This is a genomic window from Mycobacterium sp. PSTR-4-N (assembly GCF_022348085.1).
Classification (GTDB): Bacteria; Actinomycetota; Actinomycetes; order Mycobacteriales; family Mycobacteriaceae; genus Mycobacterium.
In genome coordinates, this window is sequence record NZ_JAKRFN010000014.1 from 1 (window position 1) to 21,243 (window position 21,243).

At 67.6% G+C, this 21,243-nt stretch carries 18 protein-coding genes and 2 tRNA genes; 13 read left to right on the plus strand and 7 right to left on the minus strand.

What is annotated here, in order from left to right; genetic code table 11:
* The 3 genes from MHN84_RS18265 to MHN84_RS18275 all read left to right on the plus strand — a co-directional run.
* Positions 1-3,918: beta-ketoacyl synthase N-terminal-like domain-containing protein (locus MHN84_RS18265; RefSeq protein ID WP_304654332.1), on the plus strand; the 3,918-nt coding region annotated here is incomplete at its 5' end.
* Positions 3,919-3,940: 22 nt separating this feature from the next.
* The gene (locus tag MHN84_RS18270; RefSeq protein ID WP_143820172.1) at positions 3,941-4,333 is read left to right on the plus strand and encodes a holo-ACP synthase; all 393 of its coding nucleotides are present in this window, start codon (positions 3,941-3,943) and stop codon (positions 4,331-4,333) included.
* Between the two features lie 19 nt (positions 4,334-4,352).
* Positions 4,353-5,699: a dipeptidase gene (locus MHN84_RS18275; RefSeq protein ID WP_241205925.1), complete on the plus strand. Its 1,347-nt coding sequence runs from the start codon at positions 4,353-4,355 to the stop codon at positions 5,697-5,699.
* Here the strand turns inward: MHN84_RS18275 and bcp are convergent.
* Positions 5,676-6,149, minus strand: coding sequence for a thioredoxin-dependent thiol peroxidase (gene bcp, locus MHN84_RS18280; protein WP_241205926.1), 474 nt, complete (start codon positions 6,147-6,149; stop codon positions 5,676-5,678). The two genes, MHN84_RS18275 and bcp, sit on opposite strands and share 24 nt — an antisense overlap.
* A gap of 110 nt (positions 6,150-6,259) precedes the next feature.
* Between bcp and MHN84_RS18285 the strand changes: the two genes are divergently transcribed.
* The 3 genes from MHN84_RS18285 to htpG all read left to right on the plus strand — a co-directional run bounded on the left by MHN84_RS18285 (position 6,260) and on the right by htpG (position 9,381).
* Positions 6,260-6,484 (plus strand): DUF3618 domain-containing protein, encoded by a 225-nt coding sequence (locus MHN84_RS18285; protein ID WP_241205927.1) that lies wholly within the window; start codon positions 6,260-6,262, stop codon positions 6,482-6,484.
* A gap of 534 nt (positions 6,485-7,018) precedes the next feature.
* Positions 7,019-7,399 (plus strand): hypothetical protein, encoded by a 381-nt coding sequence (locus MHN84_RS18290; RefSeq protein ID WP_241205928.1) that lies wholly within the window; start codon positions 7,019-7,021, stop codon positions 7,397-7,399.
* Between the two features lie 44 nt (positions 7,400-7,443).
* Positions 7,444-9,381, plus strand: coding sequence for a molecular chaperone HtpG (gene htpG / locus MHN84_RS18295; RefSeq protein ID WP_241205929.1), 1,938 nt, complete (start codon positions 7,444-7,446; stop codon positions 9,379-9,381).
* A gap of 12 nt (positions 9,382-9,393) precedes the next feature.
* On the opposite strand, the gene MHN84_RS18300 is transcribed toward htpG, so the two are convergent.
* Positions 9,394-9,990 carry a short chain dehydrogenase gene (locus MHN84_RS18300; RefSeq protein WP_241205930.1) on the minus strand — a complete coding sequence of 199 codons (597 nt, stop codon included), beginning with the start codon at positions 9,988-9,990 and terminating at the stop codon, positions 9,394-9,396.
* Between the two features lie 222 nt (positions 9,991-10,212).
* Between MHN84_RS18300 and MHN84_RS18305 the strand changes: the two genes are divergently transcribed.
* A complete protein-coding gene (locus tag MHN84_RS18305; protein WP_241205931.1) occupies positions 10,213-10,797 on the plus strand; it encodes a hemerythrin domain-containing protein in 585 nt (194 codons plus the stop codon).
* A 57-nt stretch (positions 10,798-10,854) separates the two neighbouring features.
* Here the strand turns inward: MHN84_RS18305 and MHN84_RS18310 are convergent, their stop codons facing one another.
* Positions 10,855-11,748 (minus strand): manganese catalase family protein, encoded by an 894-nt coding sequence (locus MHN84_RS18310; RefSeq protein ID WP_241205932.1) that lies wholly within the window; start codon positions 11,746-11,748, stop codon positions 10,855-10,857.
* A gap of 187 nt (positions 11,749-11,935) precedes the next feature.
* Positions 11,936-12,011, minus strand: a tRNA-Lys gene (locus MHN84_RS18315).
* 191 nt (positions 12,012-12,202) lie between these two features.
* Between MHN84_RS18315 and MHN84_RS18320 the strand changes: the two genes are divergently transcribed.
* Positions 12,203-13,414, plus strand: coding sequence for an Ig-like domain-containing protein (locus tag MHN84_RS18320; protein WP_241205933.1), 1,212 nt, complete (start codon positions 12,203-12,205; stop codon positions 13,412-13,414).
* Here the strand turns inward: MHN84_RS18320 and MHN84_RS18325 are convergent.
* Positions 13,411-14,430, minus strand: a complete 1,020-nt coding sequence (locus MHN84_RS18325; protein WP_241205934.1) for an Lrp/AsnC family transcriptional regulator — start codon at positions 14,428-14,430, stop codon at positions 13,411-13,413. The two genes, MHN84_RS18320 and MHN84_RS18325, sit on opposite strands and share 4 nt — an antisense overlap.
* A gap of 81 nt (positions 14,431-14,511) precedes the next feature.
* Here MHN84_RS18325 and MHN84_RS18330 point away from each other — a divergent pair, with 81 nt between their 5' ends.
* The 4 genes from MHN84_RS18330 to MHN84_RS18345 are packed head-to-tail and all read left to right on the plus strand — an operon-like array spanning position 14,512 to position 18,734.
* Positions 14,512-15,729 carry a M20 family metallopeptidase gene (locus MHN84_RS18330; protein WP_241205935.1) on the plus strand — a complete coding sequence of 406 codons (1,218 nt, stop codon included), beginning with the start codon at positions 14,512-14,514 and terminating at the stop codon, positions 15,727-15,729.
* Positions 15,726-17,024: an MFS transporter gene (locus tag MHN84_RS18335; RefSeq protein ID WP_241205936.1), complete on the plus strand. Its 1,299-nt coding sequence runs from the start codon at positions 15,726-15,728 to the stop codon at positions 17,022-17,024. Before MHN84_RS18330 ends, MHN84_RS18335 begins: the two co-directional genes overlap by 4 nt.
* Before the next feature lies 1 nt (position 17,025).
* Positions 17,026-17,823, plus strand: a complete 798-nt coding sequence (locus tag MHN84_RS18340; RefSeq protein WP_241205937.1) for a cyclase family protein — start codon at positions 17,026-17,028, stop codon at positions 17,821-17,823.
* A complete protein-coding gene (locus MHN84_RS18345; protein WP_241205938.1) occupies positions 17,823-18,734 on the plus strand; it encodes an MBL fold metallo-hydrolase in 912 nt (303 codons plus the stop codon). The genes MHN84_RS18340 and MHN84_RS18345 overlap by 1 nt, the downstream gene beginning before the upstream one ends.
* Before the next feature lie 133 nt (positions 18,735-18,867).
* Here the strand turns inward: MHN84_RS18345 and MHN84_RS18350 are convergent.
* A tRNA-His gene (locus MHN84_RS18350) sits at positions 18,868-18,940 on the minus strand.
* A 28-nt stretch (positions 18,941-18,968) separates the two neighbouring features.
* Positions 18,969-19,604 carry an oligoribonuclease gene (gene orn / locus MHN84_RS18355; RefSeq protein WP_241205939.1) on the minus strand — a complete coding sequence of 212 codons (636 nt, stop codon included), beginning with the start codon at positions 19,602-19,604 and terminating at the stop codon, positions 18,969-18,971.
* A gap of 43 nt (positions 19,605-19,647) precedes the next feature.
* On the opposite strand from orn, the gene MHN84_RS18360 reads away from it, so the two are divergent.
* Complete coding sequence (locus MHN84_RS18360) at positions 19,648-21,240, plus strand: helicase HerA-like domain-containing protein (protein ID WP_241205940.1); 1,593 nt, start codon at positions 19,648-19,650, stop codon at positions 21,238-21,240.
* Positions 21,241-21,243: the final 3 nt, after the last annotated feature.

Here is a 21,243-nt window from a genome sequence, read left to right on the forward strand (position 1 = left end):
CGTCCGGAGGACATCGCCTTCGACGCCTCCGATGCGACGATGGCGCTGATCGCGCTGTCGGCGAAGATCCGCATCGATCAGATCGAGCCGCTGGACTCCATCGAGTCGATCACCGACGGTGCGTCGTCGCGCCGCAACCAGATGCTCGTCGATCTCGGGTCGGAGCTGAACCTGGGCGCGATCGACGGTGCGGCAGAAGCGGATCTGTCCGGGTTGAAGTCTCAGGTCACCAAGCTGGCCCGGACGTACAAGCCGTTCGGACCGGTGCTCTCCGATGCGATCAACGACCAGCTGCGCACGGTCCTCGGGCCGTCGGGCAAGCGTCCCGCCTACATCACCGAACGCGTCACCAAGACGTGGGAGCTGGGCGAGGGCTGGGCCAAGCACGCCACCGTCGAGGTGGCACTGGGGACCCGCGAGGGCTCCAGCGTGCGCGGCGGCGCCCTGGGCGGTCTGCACGACGGTGCGCTCGCCGACGCGGCGGCGGTCGACAAGGCGATCGACGCGGCGGTGGCCGCGGTGGCGGCACGCCGCGGTGTGTCGGTGTCGCTGCCCTCTGCCGGCGGCGCCGGTGGCGGTGTCGTCGACTCGGCGGCCCTGAGCGAATTCGCCGAGCAGGTCACCGGACCCGACGGTGTGCTGGCCTCGGCGGCCCGCACGATCCTGGATCAGCTGGGCCTGGGCGCACCTCTGGTGACCCCGGAGGCTGCGGCCGACGCGGAGCTCATCGACCTGGTCACCGCCGAATTGGGTTCGGACTGGCCGCGTCTGGTGGCGCCGTCGTTCGACGCCCGCAAGGCCGTCTTGCTCGACGACCGGTGGGCCAGCGCGCGTGAGGATCTGGTCAAGATCTGGCTGATGGACGACGACGAGATCGACGCGAACTGGGCGCGGCTCTCGGAGCGGTTCGAGGGAGCCGGGCACGTGGTCGGCACGCAGGCGACCTACTGGCAGGGCAAGGCCCTGGCTGCCGGCCGCACGGTGCACGCGTCGCTGTACGCCCGTGCGGCGGCGGGTGCGGAGAATCCCGGCAAGGGCCGCTACAGCGACGAGGTCGCCGTGGTGACCGGTGCGTCGAAGGGCTCGATCGCGGCGTCGGTGGCAGCGCAGCTGCTCGCCGGTGGCGCGACCGTGATCGCGACGACCTCCAAGCTGGACGATTCGCGACTGGCCTTCTACCGCGAGCTCTACCGCGACAACGCCTGCTTCGGTGCCAAGCTGTGGGTGCTGCCGGCGAACATGGCCTCCTACAACGACATCGACGCTCTTGTCGAGTGGGTGGGCAACGAGCAGACCGAGAGCCTCGGGCCGAAATCGATCCACGTCAAGGACGCGCTGTCGCCCACACTGCTGTTCCCGTTCGCAGCGCCGCGGGTCGGTGGCGATCTGTCCGAGGTCGGGGCACGCGCCGAGATGGAGATGAAGGTCCTGCTGTGGGCCGTGCAGCGGCTGATCGCCGGGCTGTCCCACATCGGGGCGGACCGCGACATCGCGGCACGCCTGCACGTGGTGCTGCCGGGCTCGCCCAACCGCGGCATGTTCGGCGGTGACGGTGCCTACGGCGAGGCCAAGGCGTCGCTCGACGCGCTGGTGTCGCGCTGGAAGGCCGAGACGTCGTGGGCGCAGCGAGTCAGCCTCGCGCACGCCTTGATCGGGTGGACCCGGGGCACCGGCCTGATGGGTCACAACGACGTCATCGTCGACGCGGTCGAAGAGGCCGGTGTCACCACCTACTCGACCGAGCAGATGGCGAGCATGCTGCTGGACCTGTGCGACGTCGAGACCAAGGTGGCGGCAGCACGGGAACCGGTCGAGGCCGACCTCACCGGTGGCCTGGCCGAGGCGAATCTCGACATGGCCGAGCTCGCCGCCAAGGCGCGCGACGAGGCGACGACCGCACCGGCTGCCGACGATGCCGCGGACGAAGTTGCGGCGCACACGATTTCGGCTCTGCCGTCGCCGCCTCGGGTGGTGACCGGTGCGCCGGTGCCGGAGTGGGCCGACCTCGACGTCGACCCGGCCGATCTCGTGGTCATCGTCGGTGGCGCGGAACTCGGGCCTTACGGCTCGTCGCGCACCCGTTTCGAGATGGAGGTCGACAACGAACTGTCGGCGGCCGGTGTGCTCGAACTGGCGTGGACGACCGGGCTCATCACGTGGGAGGACGATCCCCAGCCAGGGTGGTACGACACGCAGTCCGGTGAGCTGGTCGACGAATCCGAGCTCGTCGAGCGGTACCACGACGCGGTCGTGGAGCGCTGCGGCATTCGCGAGTTCGTCGACGACGGCGCGATCGATCCCGATCACGCGTCGCCGCTGCTGGTGAGCGTGTTCCTGGACAAGGACTTCCGGTTCGTGGTGTCCAGCGAGACCGACGCGCGCGCGTTCGTGGCGTTCGACCCCGAGCACACCGTGGCCCGGCCGATCCCGGACTCCGGCGACTGGGAGGTGATCCGCAAGGCGGGCACCGAGATCCGCGTCCCGCGGAAGACCAAGCTGTCGCGGACCGTCGGCGCGCAGATCCCGACCGGGTTCGATCCGACCGTGTGGGGTGTCAGCCCCGACATGGCGACCTCGATCGACCGGGTGGCGCTGTGGAACATCGTGGCGACCGTCGATGCGTTCCTGTCGTCGGGCTTCACGCCTTCCGAGCTGATGCGGTGGGTGCACCCGAGCCTGGTGGCCTCCACCCAGGGCACCGGCATGGGCGGCATGACCTCGATGCAGACCATGTACCACGGCAACCTGCTGGGCCGCAGCAAGCCGAACGACATCCTGCAGGAGGTGCTGCCGAATGTCGTTGCAGCGCATGTCATGCAGTCCTATGTCGGCGGCTACGGCGCGATGGTGCACCCGGTGGGTGCCTGCGCCACCGCCGCGGTCTCGGTCGAGGAGGGCGTGGACAAGATCCGCCTCGGCAAGGCCGAGCTCGTGGTCGCGGGCGGCTTCGACGACATGACGCTGGAAGCGATCACCGGCTTCGGTGACATGGCGGCCACCGCCGACACCGAGATGATGCGCGCCAAGGGCATCAGCGACTCGAAGATCTCGCGGGCCAACGATCGGCGGCGGCTGGGCTTCCTGGAGGCCGAGGGCGGCGGCACGATCCTGCTGGCGCGTGGTGATCTGGCGCTGAAGATGGGTCTGCCGGTGCTGGCCGTGGTCGGCTACGCCCAGTCCTTCGCCGACGGCGTGCACACCTCGATCCCGGCTCCCGGGCTGGGTGCACTGGGTGCCGGCCGCGGTGGCCGGGACTCGGTGCTGGCGCGGTCGTTGCACAAGCTCGGCGTGACTGCGGACGACATCGCGGTGATCTCCAAGCACGACACCTCGACTCTGGCCAACGATCCCAACGAGACCGAGCTCCACGAGCGCCTGGCGGCCTCGCTGGGCCGCTCGGCGGGTGCGCCGCTGTTCGTCATCAGCCAGAAGAGCCTCACCGGCCACGCCAAGGGCGGTGCCGCGGTCTTCCAGATGATGGGCCTGTGCCAGGTTCTGCGCGACGGCGTCATCCCGCCGAACCGCAGCCTGGATTGCGTCGACGACGAGCTGGCCACCTCGGCGCACTTCGTGTGGCCGCGGGAGACGCTGCGCCTGGGCGAGAAGTACCCGCTCAAGGCCGGTCTGGTGACCAGCCTCGGGTTCGGGCACGTGTCGGGTCTGATCGCGCTGGTGCATCCGCAGGCGTTCCTGGCGACGCTGACCCCGGAGCAGCGGGCGGCCTACACCGCCCAGGCTCAGGAGCGCACGCTGGCCGGTCAGCGCCGGCTGGCCTCGGCGATCGCCGGCGGGCGGCCGCTGTACGAGCGGCCCGAGGGACGTCGCTTCGATGGCGAGCACCCCGAGAAGGCGCAGGAGGCGGCGATGCTGCTCGACACGGCCTCGCGTCTCGGCGAGAACGGGGTGTATCAGCGGTGACCCGTGGGATAGCGTGCTGGCCGTGGGCATCGTCGGGATAGGTATCGACCTCGTCTCCATTCCCGACTTCGCCGAGCAGGTGGACCGGCCGGGCACGGTGTTCGCCGAGACGTTCACGCCAGGGGAGCGGCGCGACGCCGCCGACAAGAGTTCGTCGGCGGCGCGCCACCTGGCGGCGCGGTGGGCGGCCAAGGAGGCCGTGATCAAGGCCTGGTCCGGGTCGCGGTTCTCCAAGCGGCCCGTGCTGCCCGAAGCGATCCACCGCGACATCGAGGTGATCACTGACATGTGGGGCAGGCCCCGCGTCCGCTTGACGGGCGCGGTGGCCGAGCACCTCAAAGAGGTGACCATCCACCTGTCGCTCACTCACGAGAAGGACACCGCGGCCGCGGTCGCCGTCCTCGAGGAGCGGTAGCGGCACTACCCTCGTCGCTATGACTGATCTCGTTCAGCGGGTCCGCGACGTGCTGCCGTCGGTACGGGCCGATCTCGAGGATCTGGTACGCATCGAGTCCGTCTGGGCGGATCCCGAGCGTCGAGACGAGGTCACCCGCAGCGCAGAGGCCGTGGCGAAGCTGTTGTCCGACGCGGGTTTCGGCGACGTCCGCATCGTCTCCGAGGGTGGCGCGCCCGCGGTCATCGCCCACCACCCCGCGCCCGACGGAGCGCCGACGGTCCTGCTGTACGCCCACCACGACGTGCAACCCGAAGGCGATTCCACCGCCTGGCACAGTCCTCCGTTCGAGCCCACCGAACGCCACGGCCGCCTCTATGGTCGCGGTACGGCCGACGACAAGGCAGGCATCGCAACGCATCTCGCGGCGTTCCGAGCGCACGGCGGCAATCCGCCCGTCGGCGTGACGGTGTTCGTCGAGGGTGAAGAGGAATCGGGTTCACCGTCGCTGTCACGCTTGTTGGACGTGCACAAGGACGCACTGGCTGCCGACGTCATCGTGATCGCCGACTCCGACAACTGGAGCACCGACACCCCGTCGCTGACCGTGTCGCTGCGCGGGCTGGCCGACTGCGTGGTCGAGGTCGCCACACTCGACCACGGCCTGCATTCCGGCATGTGGGGTGGCGTCGTGCCCGATGCGCTCATGGTGCTGGTGCGGCTGCTGGCCAGCCTGCACGACGACGACGGCAACGTGGCCGTCGAGGGTCTGCACGAGGCGACGGCAGCCGACGTCGATTACACCGCGGAGCGCGTGCGCGCCGACACCGGGCTGCTCGACGGCGTCACGGAGATCGGTTCCGGCGCAGTGGCACAACGGCTGTGGGCCAAACCCGCCATCACGGTCATCGGTATCGACACCACGCCGATCGCGAAGTCATCCAACACGCTGATCCCGGCGGCGTGCGCCAAGGTCAGCATGCGGGTGGCGCCCGGCGGCGATGCCGGCGAGCACCTGGCCGCCCTGACCCGGCACCTGGAACAGCACACGCCGTGGGGTGCCCGGGTGACGGTGACCCCCGGCGACGTCGGCCAGCCCTACGCCATCGACGCCGCGGGCCCGGTCTACGACGCAGCGCGCGAGGCTTTCCGGGAGGCCTGGGGACAGGACGCGGTCGACACCGGCGTCGGCGGCTCGATCCCGTTCATCGCGGCCTTCGCCGCCGCGTTCCCCGACGCAAAGATTCTGGTGACGGGCGTCGAGGACCCCGATACGCAGGCGCACAGCGTCAACGAGAGCCTGCACCTGGGTGTGTTGGAGCGTGCCGCGACGGCCGAAGCGCTCCTGCTGCAGAAGCTCGGGTCAGACGGACAGGTCGCGACGTAGCTTCGCGACGTGGCCGGTTGCCCGCACGTTGTACTGCGCCACCTCGATCTTGCCGTTCTCGTCGACGACGAACGTCGAGCGGATCACGCCCTGCACGGTCTTGCCGTACATCGTCTTGTCGCCGTAGGCGCCCCACGCCTCGAGCACCGCGCGGTCGGGATCGGACAGCAGCGGGAAGGTGAGCCCTTCCTTGTCCCGGAACTTCGCGAGCTTCTCGGGCTTGTCCGGCGAGATGCCGACGACGTCGAGCCCGGCGTCGCCCAGTTCGGCCAGATTGTCACGGAAGTCACACGCCTGCTTCGTGCACCCGGGCGTGGAGGCGGCGGGGTAGAAGTACACGACGACCTTGCGCCCGCGGTAGTCCGAGAGCGAGACGGTGTTGCCGTCGGCGTCGGGAAGGCTGAAGGCGGGTGCTTGATCGCCCACCTCGAGGCGGGGAGTCTGCGGCATGGCTGGTGGCTCTCCTTCGATCCGTGGCATCGATGCGCGACCGGGCGCTGCGCGCAGCACCCGCTGAACTAGGGTAGTGCGGCAGGACCGACAGACGGGCGGAGGCATACGTGGCGGATCGTGATCCCGACACCATCAAGGCCGAGATCGATCAGGCGCGCGATCAGCTGGCTCTGACCGTCGACTCGTTGGCGGCGCGGGCCAACCCGCGACGGCTCGCCGACGATCTCAAGGCAGGTGTCGTGCGCTTCGTGACGCGGCCGCCGGTGGCGATCTCGCTGGCCGGCGTCGGCGTGCTGGTGTTCGTGGTGGCGGTGCGGCGCGCGCGCCGCTGACGCGTCAGCGCCGTCGGTTCAGCGCCGACGAGCCGAGCGGAACCAGTTCCTGAAGGAAAACCCGGGTGGGTTGGCCACGCGGCCCAGCCGACTACAGCTGTGCACGAGAACCGGACGCTCATCCGCTGCGTCCGCGCCCGAGCCGCCCGGTGCGGTCGCAGTCGCTGTCGGCTCCATCAGCCCTGGCATCAGCTAAGTTCCTCGTTTCCCGTCACGGAACGAGGAGGGCCCCGTTTCCGTCGCAAGCAGCTAACGGCACCTTAACACCCGATCTGCCCTATGCCCAGCGCAATCGCCAACCGGGCCGCGAACTGAGGAAATGTTCGGACCGAGCCACGGCGTTGACGGTCGGGTCTATTCTCGCCGGATCGGGCGATTCTTAGCACATGATTCTGCCGTCGTCCGAGCGAACGCCGGAATTTTTCGAGATCGTCAAAAAGAGGTGTGCGCTGCCGTCGACCGACAGGGTCGGCGCCGCCGGTCACGGGTCATCTACGCTGACGGCTGACCCACCACGAGCAAAGGAGACGCGCGATGGCGTGGTTTCTCGCCCTGCAGGGCCCGTCGCAGCCCAGCCACCAGGCTTCGGTGTACGAATTGCAGGACCTGACCGATGTCGATCAGCTGGCGCAGGAACTGGTCAGTGCCGTGACGCTGGACCGCGTGGTGCCGATTCCGGCGATGCTGCCGCAGAACAACCGCAAGCGGCAAAAGGTCACGCTGTATGTGCGGCCCGCCGCGTGGGCCATGTGGACCTTCTACGAGCTGAGCGATGACGATCGCCGTGCGCTGATGAAAGAGAATCCTCTCGTCCAGGCGATGCAGGCACATCAACAGCAGCATCATCCGGGGCAGCCCGGCGCGGCCCCCAACCCGTTGACCGGTCAGCCCGGCCCAGGTGCGCCGCGGCGCTGACCCCACCCCGATTCCCACTGCGCGAACACCAGGAGGAGGACGTCATGAGCGCGGATGTGGAGCAGTTCGAATTCCAGGCCGAAGCACGGCAGCTGCTCGACCTGATGATCCATTCGGTGTACTCGCACAAGGAATCGTTTCTGCGCGAGCTCATTTCGAACGCCTCGGATGCTTTGGACAAGCTGAGGCTCGAGGCGTACCGCAACAAGGACCTCGAGGTCGACACGTCGGATCTGCACATCGAGCTCGTCACCGATACGCAGTCGCGCACGCTGACCGTGCGCGACAACGGCATCGGCATGACGCGTGACGAGGTCGTCGAGCTCATCGGCACGCTGGCGAAGTCGGGTACGGCGCGCATGCGTCAGCAGCTGCGGGAGGCTACCGGTGACGACAAGCAAGCCGGGGACCAGCTGATCGGTCAGTTCGGCGTCGGCTTCTACTCGGTGTTCATGGTCGCCGATCGGGTGGAGTTGCTCACCCGCAAAGCGGGCGAGAGCGAGGCCACCCGCTGGGAGTCCAGCGGTGACGGCACCTACACGATCGCCGCGGTCGACGATGCCCCGCAGGGCACGTCGGTCACGTTGCATCTCAAGCCCGCCGACGCCGAGGACGAGCTGGGTGACTACACCGCGGAACCGACCCTGCGGAGCCTGGTGAAGAAGTACTCCGACTTCATCTCCTGGCCCGTCCGGATGCAGGTCGAGCGGCGGCGCCCGGCGGACAGCGACGGCGGCGAAGGCACCGTCACCGTCGAGACCGACACGCTGAACTCGATGAAGGCGCTGTGGTCGCGATCCAAGGACGAGGTGGCCGCCGAGGAGTACACCGAGTTCTACCGCCACATCGCCCGGGCCTGGGACGAGCCGCTCGAGGTCATCGCGATGAAGGCGGAGGGCACCTTCGAGTACCAGGCGCTGCTGTTCATCCCGTCGCACGCGCCGTTCGACCTCTTCGACCGCGACGCGCACGTCGGTATCCAGCTCTACGTCAAGCGTGTGTTCATCATGGGCGACTGCGACGAGCTGCTGCCGCAGTACCTGCGCTTCGTCAAGGGTGTCGTCGACGCACAGGACATGTCGCTCAACGTGTCTCGGGAAATCTTGCAGCAGGACCGCCAGGTGACGGCGATCCGTCGCCGGCTGACCAAGAAGGTTCTCTCGACCATCGCCGAGCTGCAGACGGAACGTCCGGAGGATTACCGGATGTTCTGGGCGCAGTTCGGCCGCGTCGTCAAGGAGGGTCTGCTCTCCGACGCCGACAACCGCGACGCGCTGTTGCGAATCGCCTCGTTCGTGTCGACCCATGCGGAGGAGGAGCCCACCACACTGGCGGGCTACGTCGAGCGGATGAAGGACGGGCAGGAACAGATCTTCTACGCCACCGGCGAGTCCCGGGAGCAGATCTTGAGATCGCCGCACCTGGAGGCATTCAAGGCCAAGGGTTATGAGGTGCTGCTGCTGACGGATCCGGTCGACGAGGTCTGGGTGCAGACCGTGACCGAGTTCGACGGGAAAGCGTTGCAGTCGGTGGCCAGGGGCGAGGTCGACCTGGAGTCCGACGAGGAACGCTCGGCGCGTGAGGCCGAACGCGAGGAGCAGGGCAAGACGTTCGCCGAGCTGCTGTCCTGGTTGAAGGAGACGCTCGACGAGCACGTCAAGGAGGTGCGGCTGTCGTCTCGGCTCACCGAATCGCCGGCCTGCTTGATCACAGACGCGTTCGACATCACCCCGGCGCTGGCGCGACTGTACAAGGCGTCGGGTCAGGACGTTCCCGTCGCCAAGCGCATCCTCGAACTCAACCCGGACCATCCGCTCGTCACGGGCCTTCGTCAGGCCCATCAGGACCGGCCCGACGATCCGGCGGTCGCTGAGACGGCCGAACTGCTCTACGGGACAGCGCTTCTGGCCGAAGGTGGGGCGCTCGACGATCCGGCGCGGTTCGCCGACCTGCTCGCGGCGAGGTTGGCCCGGACGTTGTAGACCGGGGGACGGTCAGGCCGTCATGAGGTAGGTCGTTCCGCCGACGCAGACGAGGCCGGCCGGGGTGCGCGCGGTGATCGCTGCGACGACGGCCGCGGCCAGTTCGAGCATAGAGGTTGACGGGTGGATCGCGTCGATCCTCTGGCTGGACACCACGCTCAGGTGGACACCGAGGCGGAGAAGCTGCGAACGCATGGCGTAAAGGGCCGTCTCGCCGGCGCGCATGCTCGCCACCGCCGCGGTACCGCCCTTGGGCACCGCCTTGTGCGGGAAGAAGTGTGCTCGGTGGTCGGTGACATAGACGATGCGCGCGCCGGGTCGCATGAGGGGCGTCGCGAGCGACACCAGCGCGCGCTGCGCGTCGCGGAACGCCTGCAGCGCGCCGGGATCGGGATCGACCAGCGACAGACACTCGGACGCGTCGAGTACCAGCGCGTCGAGGCGACCGTGTTGCGCGGCCACGGATTCGAGGGCGCGCTGGGCTGACGCACTCCCGGCGTCGGCGGTGACGACGCGGCCCTCGGTATCGCCCAGACGCCGGGCGACGGCATGACCGAGGCCGCGCGTGCCCCCGCTGACCAGTACGACGCGTTCTGCTTCCGCGGACATGGTGCACTCCTTCGTGTCGGGCCTCGCTGGCCGTATCCGTCGTCGATGCGTCGAGCCTAGTTCGAAAATAAGAAAAATAAGGCATACTTAAGATAACACTAAGGGATCGTTTGCGGCCTGAGGTGTGTCGGCGCCGGATGCCGGCACTGTTTCGGTGCCCGCTCCCGGGGTAACGGCGTCGCACAGCTCGACACCGACACCACCCGAGGAGCAATCACGACAATGGACGCTTTGACCTATCTCCGCCAAGACCATGAGAGCGTTCTCGGAATGCTGGAGGCGCTCGACGGCGCACCGGCGCAGGACGGCGCCCACAGCAGCGGCCTGGCAACGTACGTCACCAATCTCGTCATCGCCGAGTCCCAACACGAGGCGATCGAAGAACAGTTCTTCTGGCCGGCTGTGCGCGCAGCGCTCCCCGACGGCGACGAGTTGGCCGACACCGCCATCGAACAGGAACAGCAGGGCAAGCAGCTTCTGCAGAGGCTGGAGGACGGTAGCCCCGGTGAACCGGATTACCAGCAGGCGATCAAGGAATTCGCAGCCGCAGCAAGGGAACACATCGCTTACGAACAGGACGTCGTGTGGCCGGCCGTGTCCGAGGCGCTCAGCCGAGAGGCGCTCGAGGAACTCGGTCAGAAACTGGAGACCGCGAGGAAGGCGGCGCCGACCCGGCCCCACCCGAACACCCCACCCAATCCGGCGGTCCTCAAGACCGCCGGCATGGGGGCGGCGGTCGTGGATCACGTGCGCGATGCGGTCACCGGACGGTCGGACGAGAACCCACCCGACCCGCAGGTCCGCTGATCGGTGACGGGCAAGAACCCGGTCGCAGCGTGCCGACCGGGCTCTTGCCTCTCCGAATTACTGTGTGGGCGTGCGCTGTTCGTGCGTGAACGGTTTCTCGCTGGCCACCGCGGGCTGCCCCTCGGGATTGTTCTGCTTGCCCGTGTTCTCCCGGGTCGAACCCTGCAGCCACTGCTCGGTCGGCTTCTCCACGTAGTCCCAGCTGATGCCGTCGGGCCACGGACCCTGGCCCTCGTTCCACGGTCCACGCACCGAACCCTCGCCGTCAGACATGTTGAACGCCACGGTCTGGAAGCGTTCGTCGCCGGCGAGGTGCCCCGGCGGGAAGTTCACCGGCAGGTCATTGAGTGCTGCGGTGAACTGCTGGTAGTGCGTCACCTCGCGGGTCATCAGAAACGTCAAGGTGTCTTGCACCCCAGGGTCGTCGGTGAACTGCTTGAGGTACTCGTAGACGATCTTCGCCCGCGACTCGGCTGCGATGTTGCTGCGCAGATCGACTGTGGGTTCACCGTTGGCGTTGACGAAAGCGCCGCTCCAGAAGTTGCCCGCGGCATCGCCGACCGTAGGCCCACCCGCACTCTCGATGAGGGCCAACGGATTCACCGCGACCGCGTGGATGGCCTGCTCACGGCCGTCGCGGGTGGAGACCAGCGGCATCCAGTCGCACCGTCGTTCGGCTTGCTTGAGGTCGTCGTTGAGGCCGTCGAGGAGCATGGTGATCAGCGAACCGACCATCTCGAGGTGGCTGAACTCCTCGGTGGCGATGTCCATGAACAGGTCGTACATCTTCGGGTTCTTCTGCCGCAGCACGAACGCCTGGGTGAAGTACTGCATGGCGGCCTTGAGCTCGCCGTTGGCTCCGCCGAATTGTTCCTGCAGCAGGGTGGCGAACCTGGGATCAGGCTTGTCGACCCTGACCTCGAACTGCAAATCCTTGTTGTGAATGAACATCTGCACCTCCGGGCGCCCTCGATGTGGGTGTGGTCCGGAGCCGCTACCCGAGGTGGCGACGGCCAAACGGGATCGCGGACGGCAGTTCGACGGCACAGATGTACGCGTGAGCGGGTGCGGCCAGTCGGTCGCCGCAGCGGGGTCCGGAGCACAAGACAAAAGCCCCGCCGGGGCGGGGCTTTGTGGGTGGTGCGCCGTCAGGGTTTCGAACCCCGGACCCGCTGATTAAGAGTCAGCTGCTCTACCAACTGAGCTAACGGCGCGCGTGTGAGACAATAACAGGCCCGCGGCGCAGGACGGAAATCACCGAAGAATCCGCTCGTCAGGGCACTTCCCGATCGCAACGTCGCGTTCATGTGCGCATGCCGAATGCATCGTAGAATCGAACCCGACAATGCTGGGAACCTCCTGTGGGTATTCCCCGACAAGTCTGTGTAGAAGAGATGGAGCGACTATGTGGCAGCGCAACACGGCGACGCGCGGGCGGGCCTGGCTGGCCGCGGTCGTGCTGGTTCCCGCGATGGCGCTGGCGATGACAGCGTGTGGGAGCCGGACGGAGTCGGCCGCACCGCAGGTCATCGACGAGAAGGGCACCCCGTTCGGTGATCTGCTGGTACCGAAGTTGACCTCCTCGGTCAAAGACGGCGCAGTCGGGGTGAGTGTGGACTCTCCGGTGACCGTGAGCGCCGAGTTCGGGGTCCTGGGTGCAGTGTCGATGATGAACGAGAACGGCAAGCCCGTGCAGGGCCGACTGTCCGACGACGGCCTGACGTGGGAGACCGCGGAGCCGTTGGGTTACAACAAGCGCTACACGCTCACCGCCGAGTCGCTCGGTCTCGGTGGCGTCGCGAAGCGGCAGATGTCGTTCGAGACGCACTCGCCGGAGAACCTGACGATGCCCTATGTGCTGCCCAACGAGGGTGAAGTGGTCGGGGTGGGACAACCCGTCGCCGTGCGATTCGACGAGAACATCCCCAATCGCCTTGCGGCGCAACGCGCTATCACGGTGAAGACGACCCCCGAGGTCGAGGGCGCCTTCTACTGGCTGAGCAATCGCGAGGTGCGCTGGCGTCCGGCCGAGTACTGGAAGCCGGGCACCAAGGTCGAGGTGGAGGTCAACACCTACGGCGTTGACCTCGGCGACGGGCTGTTCGGTCAGGAGAACGTCTCGACGTCCTTCACGATCGGCGATCAGGTCATCACGACCGTCGACGACAACACCAAGACCTTGACGGTGAGGCGCAACGGCGAGGTGATCAAGTCGATGCCGGTGTCGATGGGCAAGAACAGCACGCCGACGAACAACGGCACCTACATCGTCGGGGATCGTCGTGCGCACATGGTGATGGACTCGTCGACCTACGGTGTGCCGGTCGAATCACCCAACGGCTATCGCACCGAAGTGGATTGGGCCACCCAGATCTCCTACAGCGGCATCTACGTGCACGCCGCCCCGTGGTCGGTGGGCAGCCAGGGCTACAGCAACGTCAGCCACGGGTGCATCAACGTCAGTACCAGCAACGGGCAGTGGTTCTACAACAACGCCAAGCGCGGAGACATCGTCGAGATCGTCAACACGGTGGGGTCGCCTCTGCCGGGAACCGACGGCCTGGGTGACTGGAACATCCCGTGGGAGCAATGGCAGGCCGGTAACGCCAACGTCTAGGTCGGCCGTAGCGCGATCGGAGTCACCACTTCCCCGGTCGCGCACCCGCGCTCGTCAAGGAGCCAGCCGACCCGCTTGGACGTTCGCAGGTTGATCCCGCTGTCGCGCAGCTCCAACCAGGGCAATCTGTCGCCGAGCACCTGTTCGATCTCGAGGATGCGCGCCAGATCGGGAGTCCACGCGGTGATCAGCAGATTGGCATCACCAGTGGTGGACATACACAGGCGCACGTGGGGGAGGGTGTGCAAGGCGGCAACCGTGCGGGCCCGATCGGCCGGCCGCAGCCGTGCGCGCCACGTACAGCTGATCGGGCGGCGCGCCGCGGTGTGCGCCACTTCGCAGCGTATCGACAGCATCCCCGAGGCCAGCAGGCGGGGAAGTTGGCGGCGCACGGTCGCCGGATTGCGCCCGACGAGGTCCGCGATCTCGGCGGCAGTGCGCCGCCCGTCACCGCTCAGCGCCTGGATGAGCGGCCACGCAGCTGGTGGCGGGCCGGGGGCCGTGGCACGGCGCGCTCGCCGCGCGACGTTCTCCAGCGCCCGAACCCGGGCCGGGTCGAGGGCGTCGAGCCGCCAGCTGCTGCCGTCCCGATGAACGGCGGTTGCCACGTAGGTGCGCCTGCCGGCCACCCCCGTCATGGTGGCGAGGTCGTCGACGACGAACCGACTCATCTGCGACATGTCGGCCGTCATCACCGTGAGCAGAAGGTCGTATCCCTGGGTGGATTCCTCCACTGTCACCACCCGCGGATCAGCGCACAACGCCTGCACCACCTCCCGCTGTGCCCCGGCGCGGCAGTCGACCTCGATCAACGCGGTGGTCTGGTGCTGGTAGGTGCCTCCGGGATGAACCGCGACCCAGGCGAAACCGTTGGCGCGCAACCGCTCCCAGCGTGCGGCCAGGGCCTGCGCGCTGGCGCCGAGTATCCGACCTGCCTCGGACCAGCTGATTCTCGGCGCGATCTGCAGTGCATGGATCAGCTGCAGATCCAGCTCCTGCAGCGGTAGTGCGTGCACGAATTCGGAGTATATGCGCACCGCAATTCACATATCAGCGATTCTGGGCGCCGTATGTGCTCAGCGGCCCACGGTAGACCCATGCCTCACACATTCCAACGCGGCGACCTCGGCGACCGGCTGATCGCGCTGCGCCGACGGCTGCACCGCCGACCTGAGATCGGCCTGCAGCTCCCGAGAACCCAAGCCGAGGTCCTCGACGCGCTGGGCCGGCTCCCCGTCGAGATCAGCACCGGTGATGCGTTGACCTCCGTGACCGCGATCGTGCGGGGACGACGCGCCTCGCACGCTGTGCTGCTGCGTGCAGACATGGATGCGTTGCCGGTGCAGGAAGCCACCGGCCTGTCGTACGCATCGGAAGTGCCCGGTGCGATGCATGCGTGTGGCCACGATCTGCACACCGCGATGTTGGTCGGGGCCGCAGAACTGCTGTGCGAGCGCCGCGATGAACTCGACGGCGACGTCGTGTTGATGTTCCAGCCCGGGGAGGAGGGCTGGGAAGGTGCGCAGGCAATGCTCGACGAAGGTCTTCTCGAGGCGGCGGGAGTCCCGGTCGCCGCGGCGTACGCACTGCACGTGTTCTCGAATCAGCCTGCAGGCCATGTCCGCACGCGCGCCGGTGCCGTGCTGGCTGCCTCCGCGCAGCTCGAGGTCCGCGTCGTCGGTGCCGGCGGTCACGCATCGGCACCCCACTTGGCCCACGACCCCGTTCCGGCGACCGCGGAGATGATCCTGGCACTGCAGCGGGCCGCCGGACGCGACCTCGACAATCAGGATCCGGCGGTCGTCACCGTCGGTGTGGTGGAGGCCGGTGAGCGGCCGAACGTGATTCCCGAATCGGCCCGCTTCGTCGCCAACATCCGAACGCTCTCCACCGCCGCGCAGGAGCGCGTGCACGCCCTCGCGCGCCGGGTGCTCGACGGTGTCGCCGCCGCGCATGGGGTCCGAGCGGACATCACGTTCACGCCGATGCGTCCGCCGACGGTCAACGATCGTGGCGAAGCCGATCTGGCGATCGACATCGGTACCGAGCTGTTCGGACCCACCCGGGTGCACCGATCGTCTCGACCCGAGAACGGCTCCGAGGACTTCTCCCGCATCCTGGCGCACGTGCCGGGTTGTTTCCTCAGTCTCGGCGCCATGCCGGCCGGCATGTGCGCCGACAATGCCGCCTACAACCACAGCCCCGCAGCCCTTTTCGACGACGGCGTCCTCGTCGACGGTGCGGTCCTGCTGGCCTCACTCGCGGTCCGCCGGCTGCAGCTCTGTTCATCCGCGTCGAAGCGAGAAGCATCATGACCACCGCGAGAACGGCTGACCGGCAGACCACCGACCACCCCACGCCGAAGCGCCACCTCGCGGCCATCGGCCTGGGGCACGCGATCGAGTGGTACGACTGGGGTGTCTACGCGGTCTTCGCGCCGTTCTTCGCCGACCAGTTCTTCGCCGCGGGCGATCCCACGACTGCCGTACTCGCCAGCCTCGCGGTGTTCGCGGTCGGATTCGGTGCGCGTCCCCTGGGCGGCATCGTGTTCGGGTTGCTCGCCGACCGCCGCGGGCGACGCTTCGCGATGATGGTCGCTGTCGGATGCATGGCCGCGGCGAGCTTCGTCCTCGGGCTGACCCCGTCCTACCACGCGATCGGCCTATGGGCGCCGATCGTGCTGGTGGCGACTCGGCTGATCCAGGGGATGGCGTGCGGCGGGGAACTTCCCGCCGCGCAGACGTACCTGTCGGAGATCGCGCCACCGCCGCGCCGCGGACGCTGGTCGAGCCTGATCTACATCGCCAGTGTCAGCGGAAACACCATCGGGATCGCGGTGGGGCTCCTGCTGACCTCCCAACTGTCCACCGCGGCGATGCACGAATGGGGCTGGCGGGTGCCGTTCCTGCTCGGCGGAGTGTTCGGTCTGATCACGGCGTACATGAGGCGAGTGATGGACGAGCCGGAAGTCTTCCGGAAGAATGACGAAAAGCCGCAACGAACAACGCTTTTCCGAGCGATACTCGGTCACCGCCGGCAGGTGGCGCAGGTGGTCGGACTGAGCATCGGCTTCACTGTCGTCTACTACGCCTGGGTGATCGCGGCCCCGTCTTATGCGATCACCACCTTGCACATCGGGTCCGCGCAGGCGCTGACCGCGGCGATCGGGGCGGCACTGGCATTCATGGCGGCCATGCCGCTGTGGGGTGCGCTCTCCGACAGAATAGGCCGTAAGCCGGTGCTGTTGATCAGCGTATTGGGCAGTGCCGCAGCACAATTCCCGTTGCAGTATTTACTGCAGGATTCGGCATGGCAATTGTTCTCGGCTCTGTTGATCGCCATGGTGCCGCTGGCCGCCGGCGTGTCGATCCTGCCCGCCGTCTACGCCGAGTTGTTTCCCACCGGCATCCGATCGAGCGGAATGGCCATCCCGTACTCGATCACCGTGGCGCTGTTCGGTGGAACGGCCCCTTACCTGCAGGGCGGGGTCGGACAGCACTTCGGCCGGTCTGCCTTCGACGGCTATGTGGTGGTCGTTCTTCTGATCACCGCCGCCACGGTGCTCACCCTGCCCGAGACACGCCACAGGGCCTTGGACGAGGCTTACTGACATGCGACTCCTCGACCACCTCGCCGAAAACCCCGTTCGTGTTCTCGACCTGGGTCAGCCGCTGTTCAACGGTGCGCCATCGTCACCGTCGCACCCCGGATTTCGGTCGGCACTGACGCTGCGCCACGGCGACGCCGTGCGACCGGACGGGATGACCGGCGCCCACGAGATGTTCACCTCCGGTGGCCACGTCGGAACACACGTCGACGCGTTGTGTCACGTTGCGGTCGACGGCAAGATCTTCGGTGGTCGGCGCACCGACGTCGTCGACGGTCGTTATGCAGCCGGCGGGATCGACGAGTTCCCGCTGGCAGTGCGCCGCGCTGTTCTCGTCGACATGCCGCTTCTGCGTGGCGTCGACCGGCTCGGACCCGGGGAGGCCGTGTCGGCCGACGACCTCGAACTGGTCGATGTGCCGATCGGGCCCGGTGACGCTGTGCTGGTGCGCACCGGTTGGGCGCAGCTCTGGCCTGACTCCGAGGCCTACGTCGGGCGACGAACCGGTGTTCCGGGTTTGGACCCCGCGGGTGCGGAGTGGCTGGCCCAGCGAGGCGTCGCCGTTGTCGGCGCCGACACCGTTGCACTGGAACGCATCTCGTCCGCGATCGGGCTCGCCGAGCTTCCGGTTCATCGCATCTTGCTCGCCGAGCACGGAATCCATCTGATCGAGGTGATGAATCTCGAGAATCTCGGCGGACAGCGCGAATTCGCGTTCGTCTGTGCGCCGCTGAACATGCTCGGCGCCACGGGTGCACCCGTGCGGCCGTTGGCGCTGCTCGATGAACAGGGAGCCCGGTGATGGTTGTCAGGATCGGTTCTGTCGAGATCGCTCGGGTGCTGGAATGGGTGGGCCCGCTCAAGACCGTCGGGGAGATGTTCCCCGACACCCCGGCTGACCTGTGGACCGACGACCTGGCTCCGCACCATTGGGTTCCGCAGACCCGCGCCTACCGCGCCGCGATCCAAACCTGGGTGCTGCGCACGGGCGGTCGCACGATCCTGATCGACACGGGGGTCGGCAATGATCGCGAGCGCCCGCAGGCCCCTGTTCTCGACCACCTGCACACGGACTTCCTGGCCGGCCTCGCCGGCCTCGGGGTGCAGCCCGCCGACGTCGACGTGGTGATCAACACCCACATCCACTACGACCACGTGGGGTGGAACACCACACTCGTCGGCGCGCAGTGGGTGCCCACGTTCCCGAACGCCACCTTCGTGGTGCCCGAAGCCGATTACGACTACTTCCGCCCGGAGAACGCCGAACGAATGCGTCCCGCGCGCACCGAGGACGAGAGGGCGCGATTCGCGGGCATCCGGTTGGTCTTCGAGGACAGCATTGCCCCGATCGCGGCCTCCGGACAATTGCAGACCTGGCGGGGCGAGCACCGCATCGATGACGCCGTGCGGGTGGAACCCGCGCCCGGTCACACCCCGGGTTCGTCGGTGGTCTGGCTCGAGAGCGGAGCCGGCGCCGTGTTCGTCGGCGATCTGGTGCACACTCCGCTTCAGATCAGCAGGACCAACGATTCGTGTGCGTTCGACATCGATGCCGAGCAGGCACGGATCAGCCGCACCCGCGTACTCGCGAGGGCGGCGCAGCAGGGTGCGGCCGTCTACCCCGCGCACTTCGCCGGGCCCGGGGCGCTGACTCCGAGGGTGCGAGGGGACCGTCTGGAGATCGAGCACTGGGAGGACTTCGACCCGGTCTGAGCCTCGAGACCGCGCGCCACCGAACCTTCCGGGCGGGACGGCGTCCGCAGTGACGATGCTCCATGTCGCGATCTGAAGAGCCGGCGGCCCGAGAAACACGTCAGGGGCCCCATGAGGGGCCCCTGACCTGCGGGGTGGCTGACGGGACTCGAACCCGCGACAGCCAGGATCACAACCTGGTGCTCTACCAACTGAACTACAGCCACCATTGCCGCTCGCGCGGCGTCGTCGATACTAGCCGGTAGAACCCCCGTCAGCCGAATCAGTTGTCGATGTGGGGCCCAACTGGGTCGCGATCGCCGCGATCTCGCTGGTCGCGGGCCCGGGCGGCGGCACGAACGCGGTTTGCCGGTAGTACTTCAGCTCGCGGATCGATTCGTGGATGTCGGCGAGCGCGCGGTGAGCCAGACCTTTCTCCGGCTGGCCGAAGTAGATGCGGGGATACCAGCGGCGGCACAGTTCCTTGATCGAGCTCACGTCGATCATCCGGTAATGCAGGTAGTCGTCGAGCTTGGGCATGTCGCGGGCCAGGAAGCCGCGATCGGTGGCGATCGAGTTGCCGCACAGCGGTGCCGTCTTGGCCTGTTTGACGTGTTCGCGGATGTAGTCCAGCGCCATGGTCTCGGCGGTGGCGAGATCGATCGTCGACGTCCGGACCTCGTCGATCAGCCCCGACTTGGTGTGCATCTGCGTGACGACGTCGACCATGGACGTGAGCGCGTCCTCCTCGGCGTGGATCACCACGTCGATACCGTCGCCGAGGATGTTGAGCTCCGAGTCGGTCACCAAGACGGCGATCTCGATGAGTCGATCGGACCCCAGGTCCAGGCCGGTCATCTCGCAGTCGATCCACACCAATTCGTCACGCACAGCGATCCACCCTAATTCCTCACACCGCACTAAGGTGCGACGCATGGTGACGGAGTCGTCGAGCAGCGCGGCGCAGCGGATCGCGGCGGGCTACGCCGGTGAGGGGCCCGCACTCGAACTCGGGTCCGTCGTCGTCGATGGCGTCAGCGATCCGACCGCGCGAGTGCGCATCCCGCTGGCGACGGTCAATCGGCACGGCCTGGTCGCCGGTGCCACAGGCACCGGCAAGACCAAGACGCTGCAGATGCTCGCCGAGCAGCTGTCCGAAGCCGGCGTGCCGGTGCTGATGGCCGACGTGAAAGGCGACCTGTCCGGGCTGTCTCGTCCCGGTGCCGGGGGCGACAAGGTCACCCAGCGCGCCGCCGACACCGGGGATGCGTGGATGCCGGCATCCTTCCCGGTGGAGTTCCTGTCCTTGGGCACGTCGGGCTCCGGGGTGCCGGTGCGCGCCACCATCAGCAGCTTCGGGCCGATCCTGCTGTCGAAGGTGTTGGGCCTCAACCAAACTCAGGAGTCGACGCTGGGGCTGATCTTCCACTGGGCGGATCAGCAGGGCCTGCCGCTGCTCGACGTCAAGGATCTTCGCTCGGTGATCCAGTACCTGACCAGTGAGCAGGGCAAACCCGAACTCAAAGCGCTCGGCGCGGTGTCGACGACCACCGCCGGCGTGATCCTGCGCGCACTCATCAACCTCGAGGCCGACGGCGGCGACACGTTCTTCGGCGAACCGGAGCTCGAGCCCGCGGATCTACTGCGCGTCGACGCCTCCGGTCGCGGGGTGATCTCACTGCTCGAGCTCGGTGCGCAGGCCACCCGCCCGGCGATGTTCTCGACGTTCCTGATGTGGGTGCTGGCTGATCTGTTCACGACGCTGCCCGAGGTCGGCGATGTCGACAAACCCAAGCTGGTGTTCGTCTTCGACGAAGCCCATCTGCTGTTCGCCGACGCGTCGAAGGCGTTCCTGACGCAGGTCGAGCAGACCGTCAAGCTCATCCGGTCCAAGGGCGTCGGCGTCTTCTTCTGCACCCAGCTGCCCACCGACGTGCCCAAGGACGTGCTCAGCCAGCTCGGTGCGCGCATCCAGCACGCGCTGCGCGCGTTCACCCCGGACGACGAGAAGGCGCTGAACAAGACGGTGCGGACTTACCCGAAGACCGACGTCTACGACTTGCAGTCCGCGTTGACATCGCTGGGCATCGGTGAGGCGATCGTGACGGTGCTGTCGGAGACCGGGGTGCCGACGCCGGTGGCCTGGACCCGAGTGCGTGCACCGCGTTCGCTGATGGACACGATCGGACCCGACGCGATTCGAGCCGCGGCGGCTGCGAGCCCACTGCAGGCCGAATACGGCCAGACTGTCGACCGGGAGTCGGCCTACGAGAGGCTGGCGGCCAAGCTCGCCCCGCCTGCGGCCTCGTCGCCCGCGGAACAGCCTGTCCCGCAACAGATTCCGCTGCCGCAGCCGTGGGATCTGCCGCCGATGCCGGAACCGGTGCAGCCGCGCGAGCCAGGTTTCCTCGACACCGTGATGGACAGTCCGGCGTTCAAGAGCGCCATGCGCTCGGCCGGGACGGTGATCGGCCGCGAGATCACCCGCAGCATCTTCGGCACCGGACGCCGCCGCCGGCGGCGGTAGTCA

Bases quoted from the DNA above. Each gene is read 5' to 3' on its own strand.
- MHN84_RS18330 (WP_241205935.1), top strand. From the start codon at position 14,512: ATGCCTCACACATTCCAACGCGGCGACCTCGGCGACCGGCTGATCGCG.
- MHN84_RS18290 (WP_241205928.1), top strand. From the start codon at position 7,019: ATGGCGTGGTTTCTCGCCCTGCAGGGCCCGTCGCAGCCCAGCCACCAG.
- bcp (WP_241205926.1), bottom strand. From the start codon at position 6,149: ATGCCGCAGACTCCCCGCCTCGAGGTGGGCGATCAAGCACCCGCCTTC.
- MHN84_RS18335 (WP_241205936.1), top strand. From the start codon at position 15,726: ATGACCACCGCGAGAACGGCTGACCGGCAGACCACCGACCACCCCACG.
- MHN84_RS18300 (WP_241205930.1), bottom strand. From the start codon at position 9,990: ATGTCCGCGGAAGCAGAACGCGTCGTACTGGTCAGCGGGGGCACGCGC.
- MHN84_RS18345 (WP_241205938.1), top strand. From the start codon at position 17,823: ATGGTTGTCAGGATCGGTTCTGTCGAGATCGCTCGGGTGCTGGAATGG.
- MHN84_RS18275 (WP_241205925.1), top strand. From the start codon at position 4,353: ATGACTGATCTCGTTCAGCGGGTCCGCGACGTGCTGCCGTCGGTACGG.
- MHN84_RS18310 (WP_241205932.1), bottom strand. From the start codon at position 11,748: ATGTTCATTCACAACAAGGATTTGCAGTTCGAGGTCAGGGTCGACAAG.
- MHN84_RS18360 (WP_241205940.1), top strand. From the start codon at position 19,648: ATGGTGACGGAGTCGTCGAGCAGCGCGGCGCAGCGGATCGCGGCGGGC.
- htpG (WP_241205929.1), top strand. From the start codon at position 7,444: ATGAGCGCGGATGTGGAGCAGTTCGAATTCCAGGCCGAAGCACGGCAG.
- MHN84_RS18320 (WP_241205933.1), top strand. From the start codon at position 12,203: ATGTGGCAGCGCAACACGGCGACGCGCGGGCGGGCCTGGCTGGCCGCG.
- MHN84_RS18340 (WP_241205937.1), top strand. From the start codon at position 17,026: ATGCGACTCCTCGACCACCTCGCCGAAAACCCCGTTCGTGTTCTCGAC.
- MHN84_RS18305 (WP_241205931.1), top strand. From the start codon at position 10,213: ATGGACGCTTTGACCTATCTCCGCCAAGACCATGAGAGCGTTCTCGGA.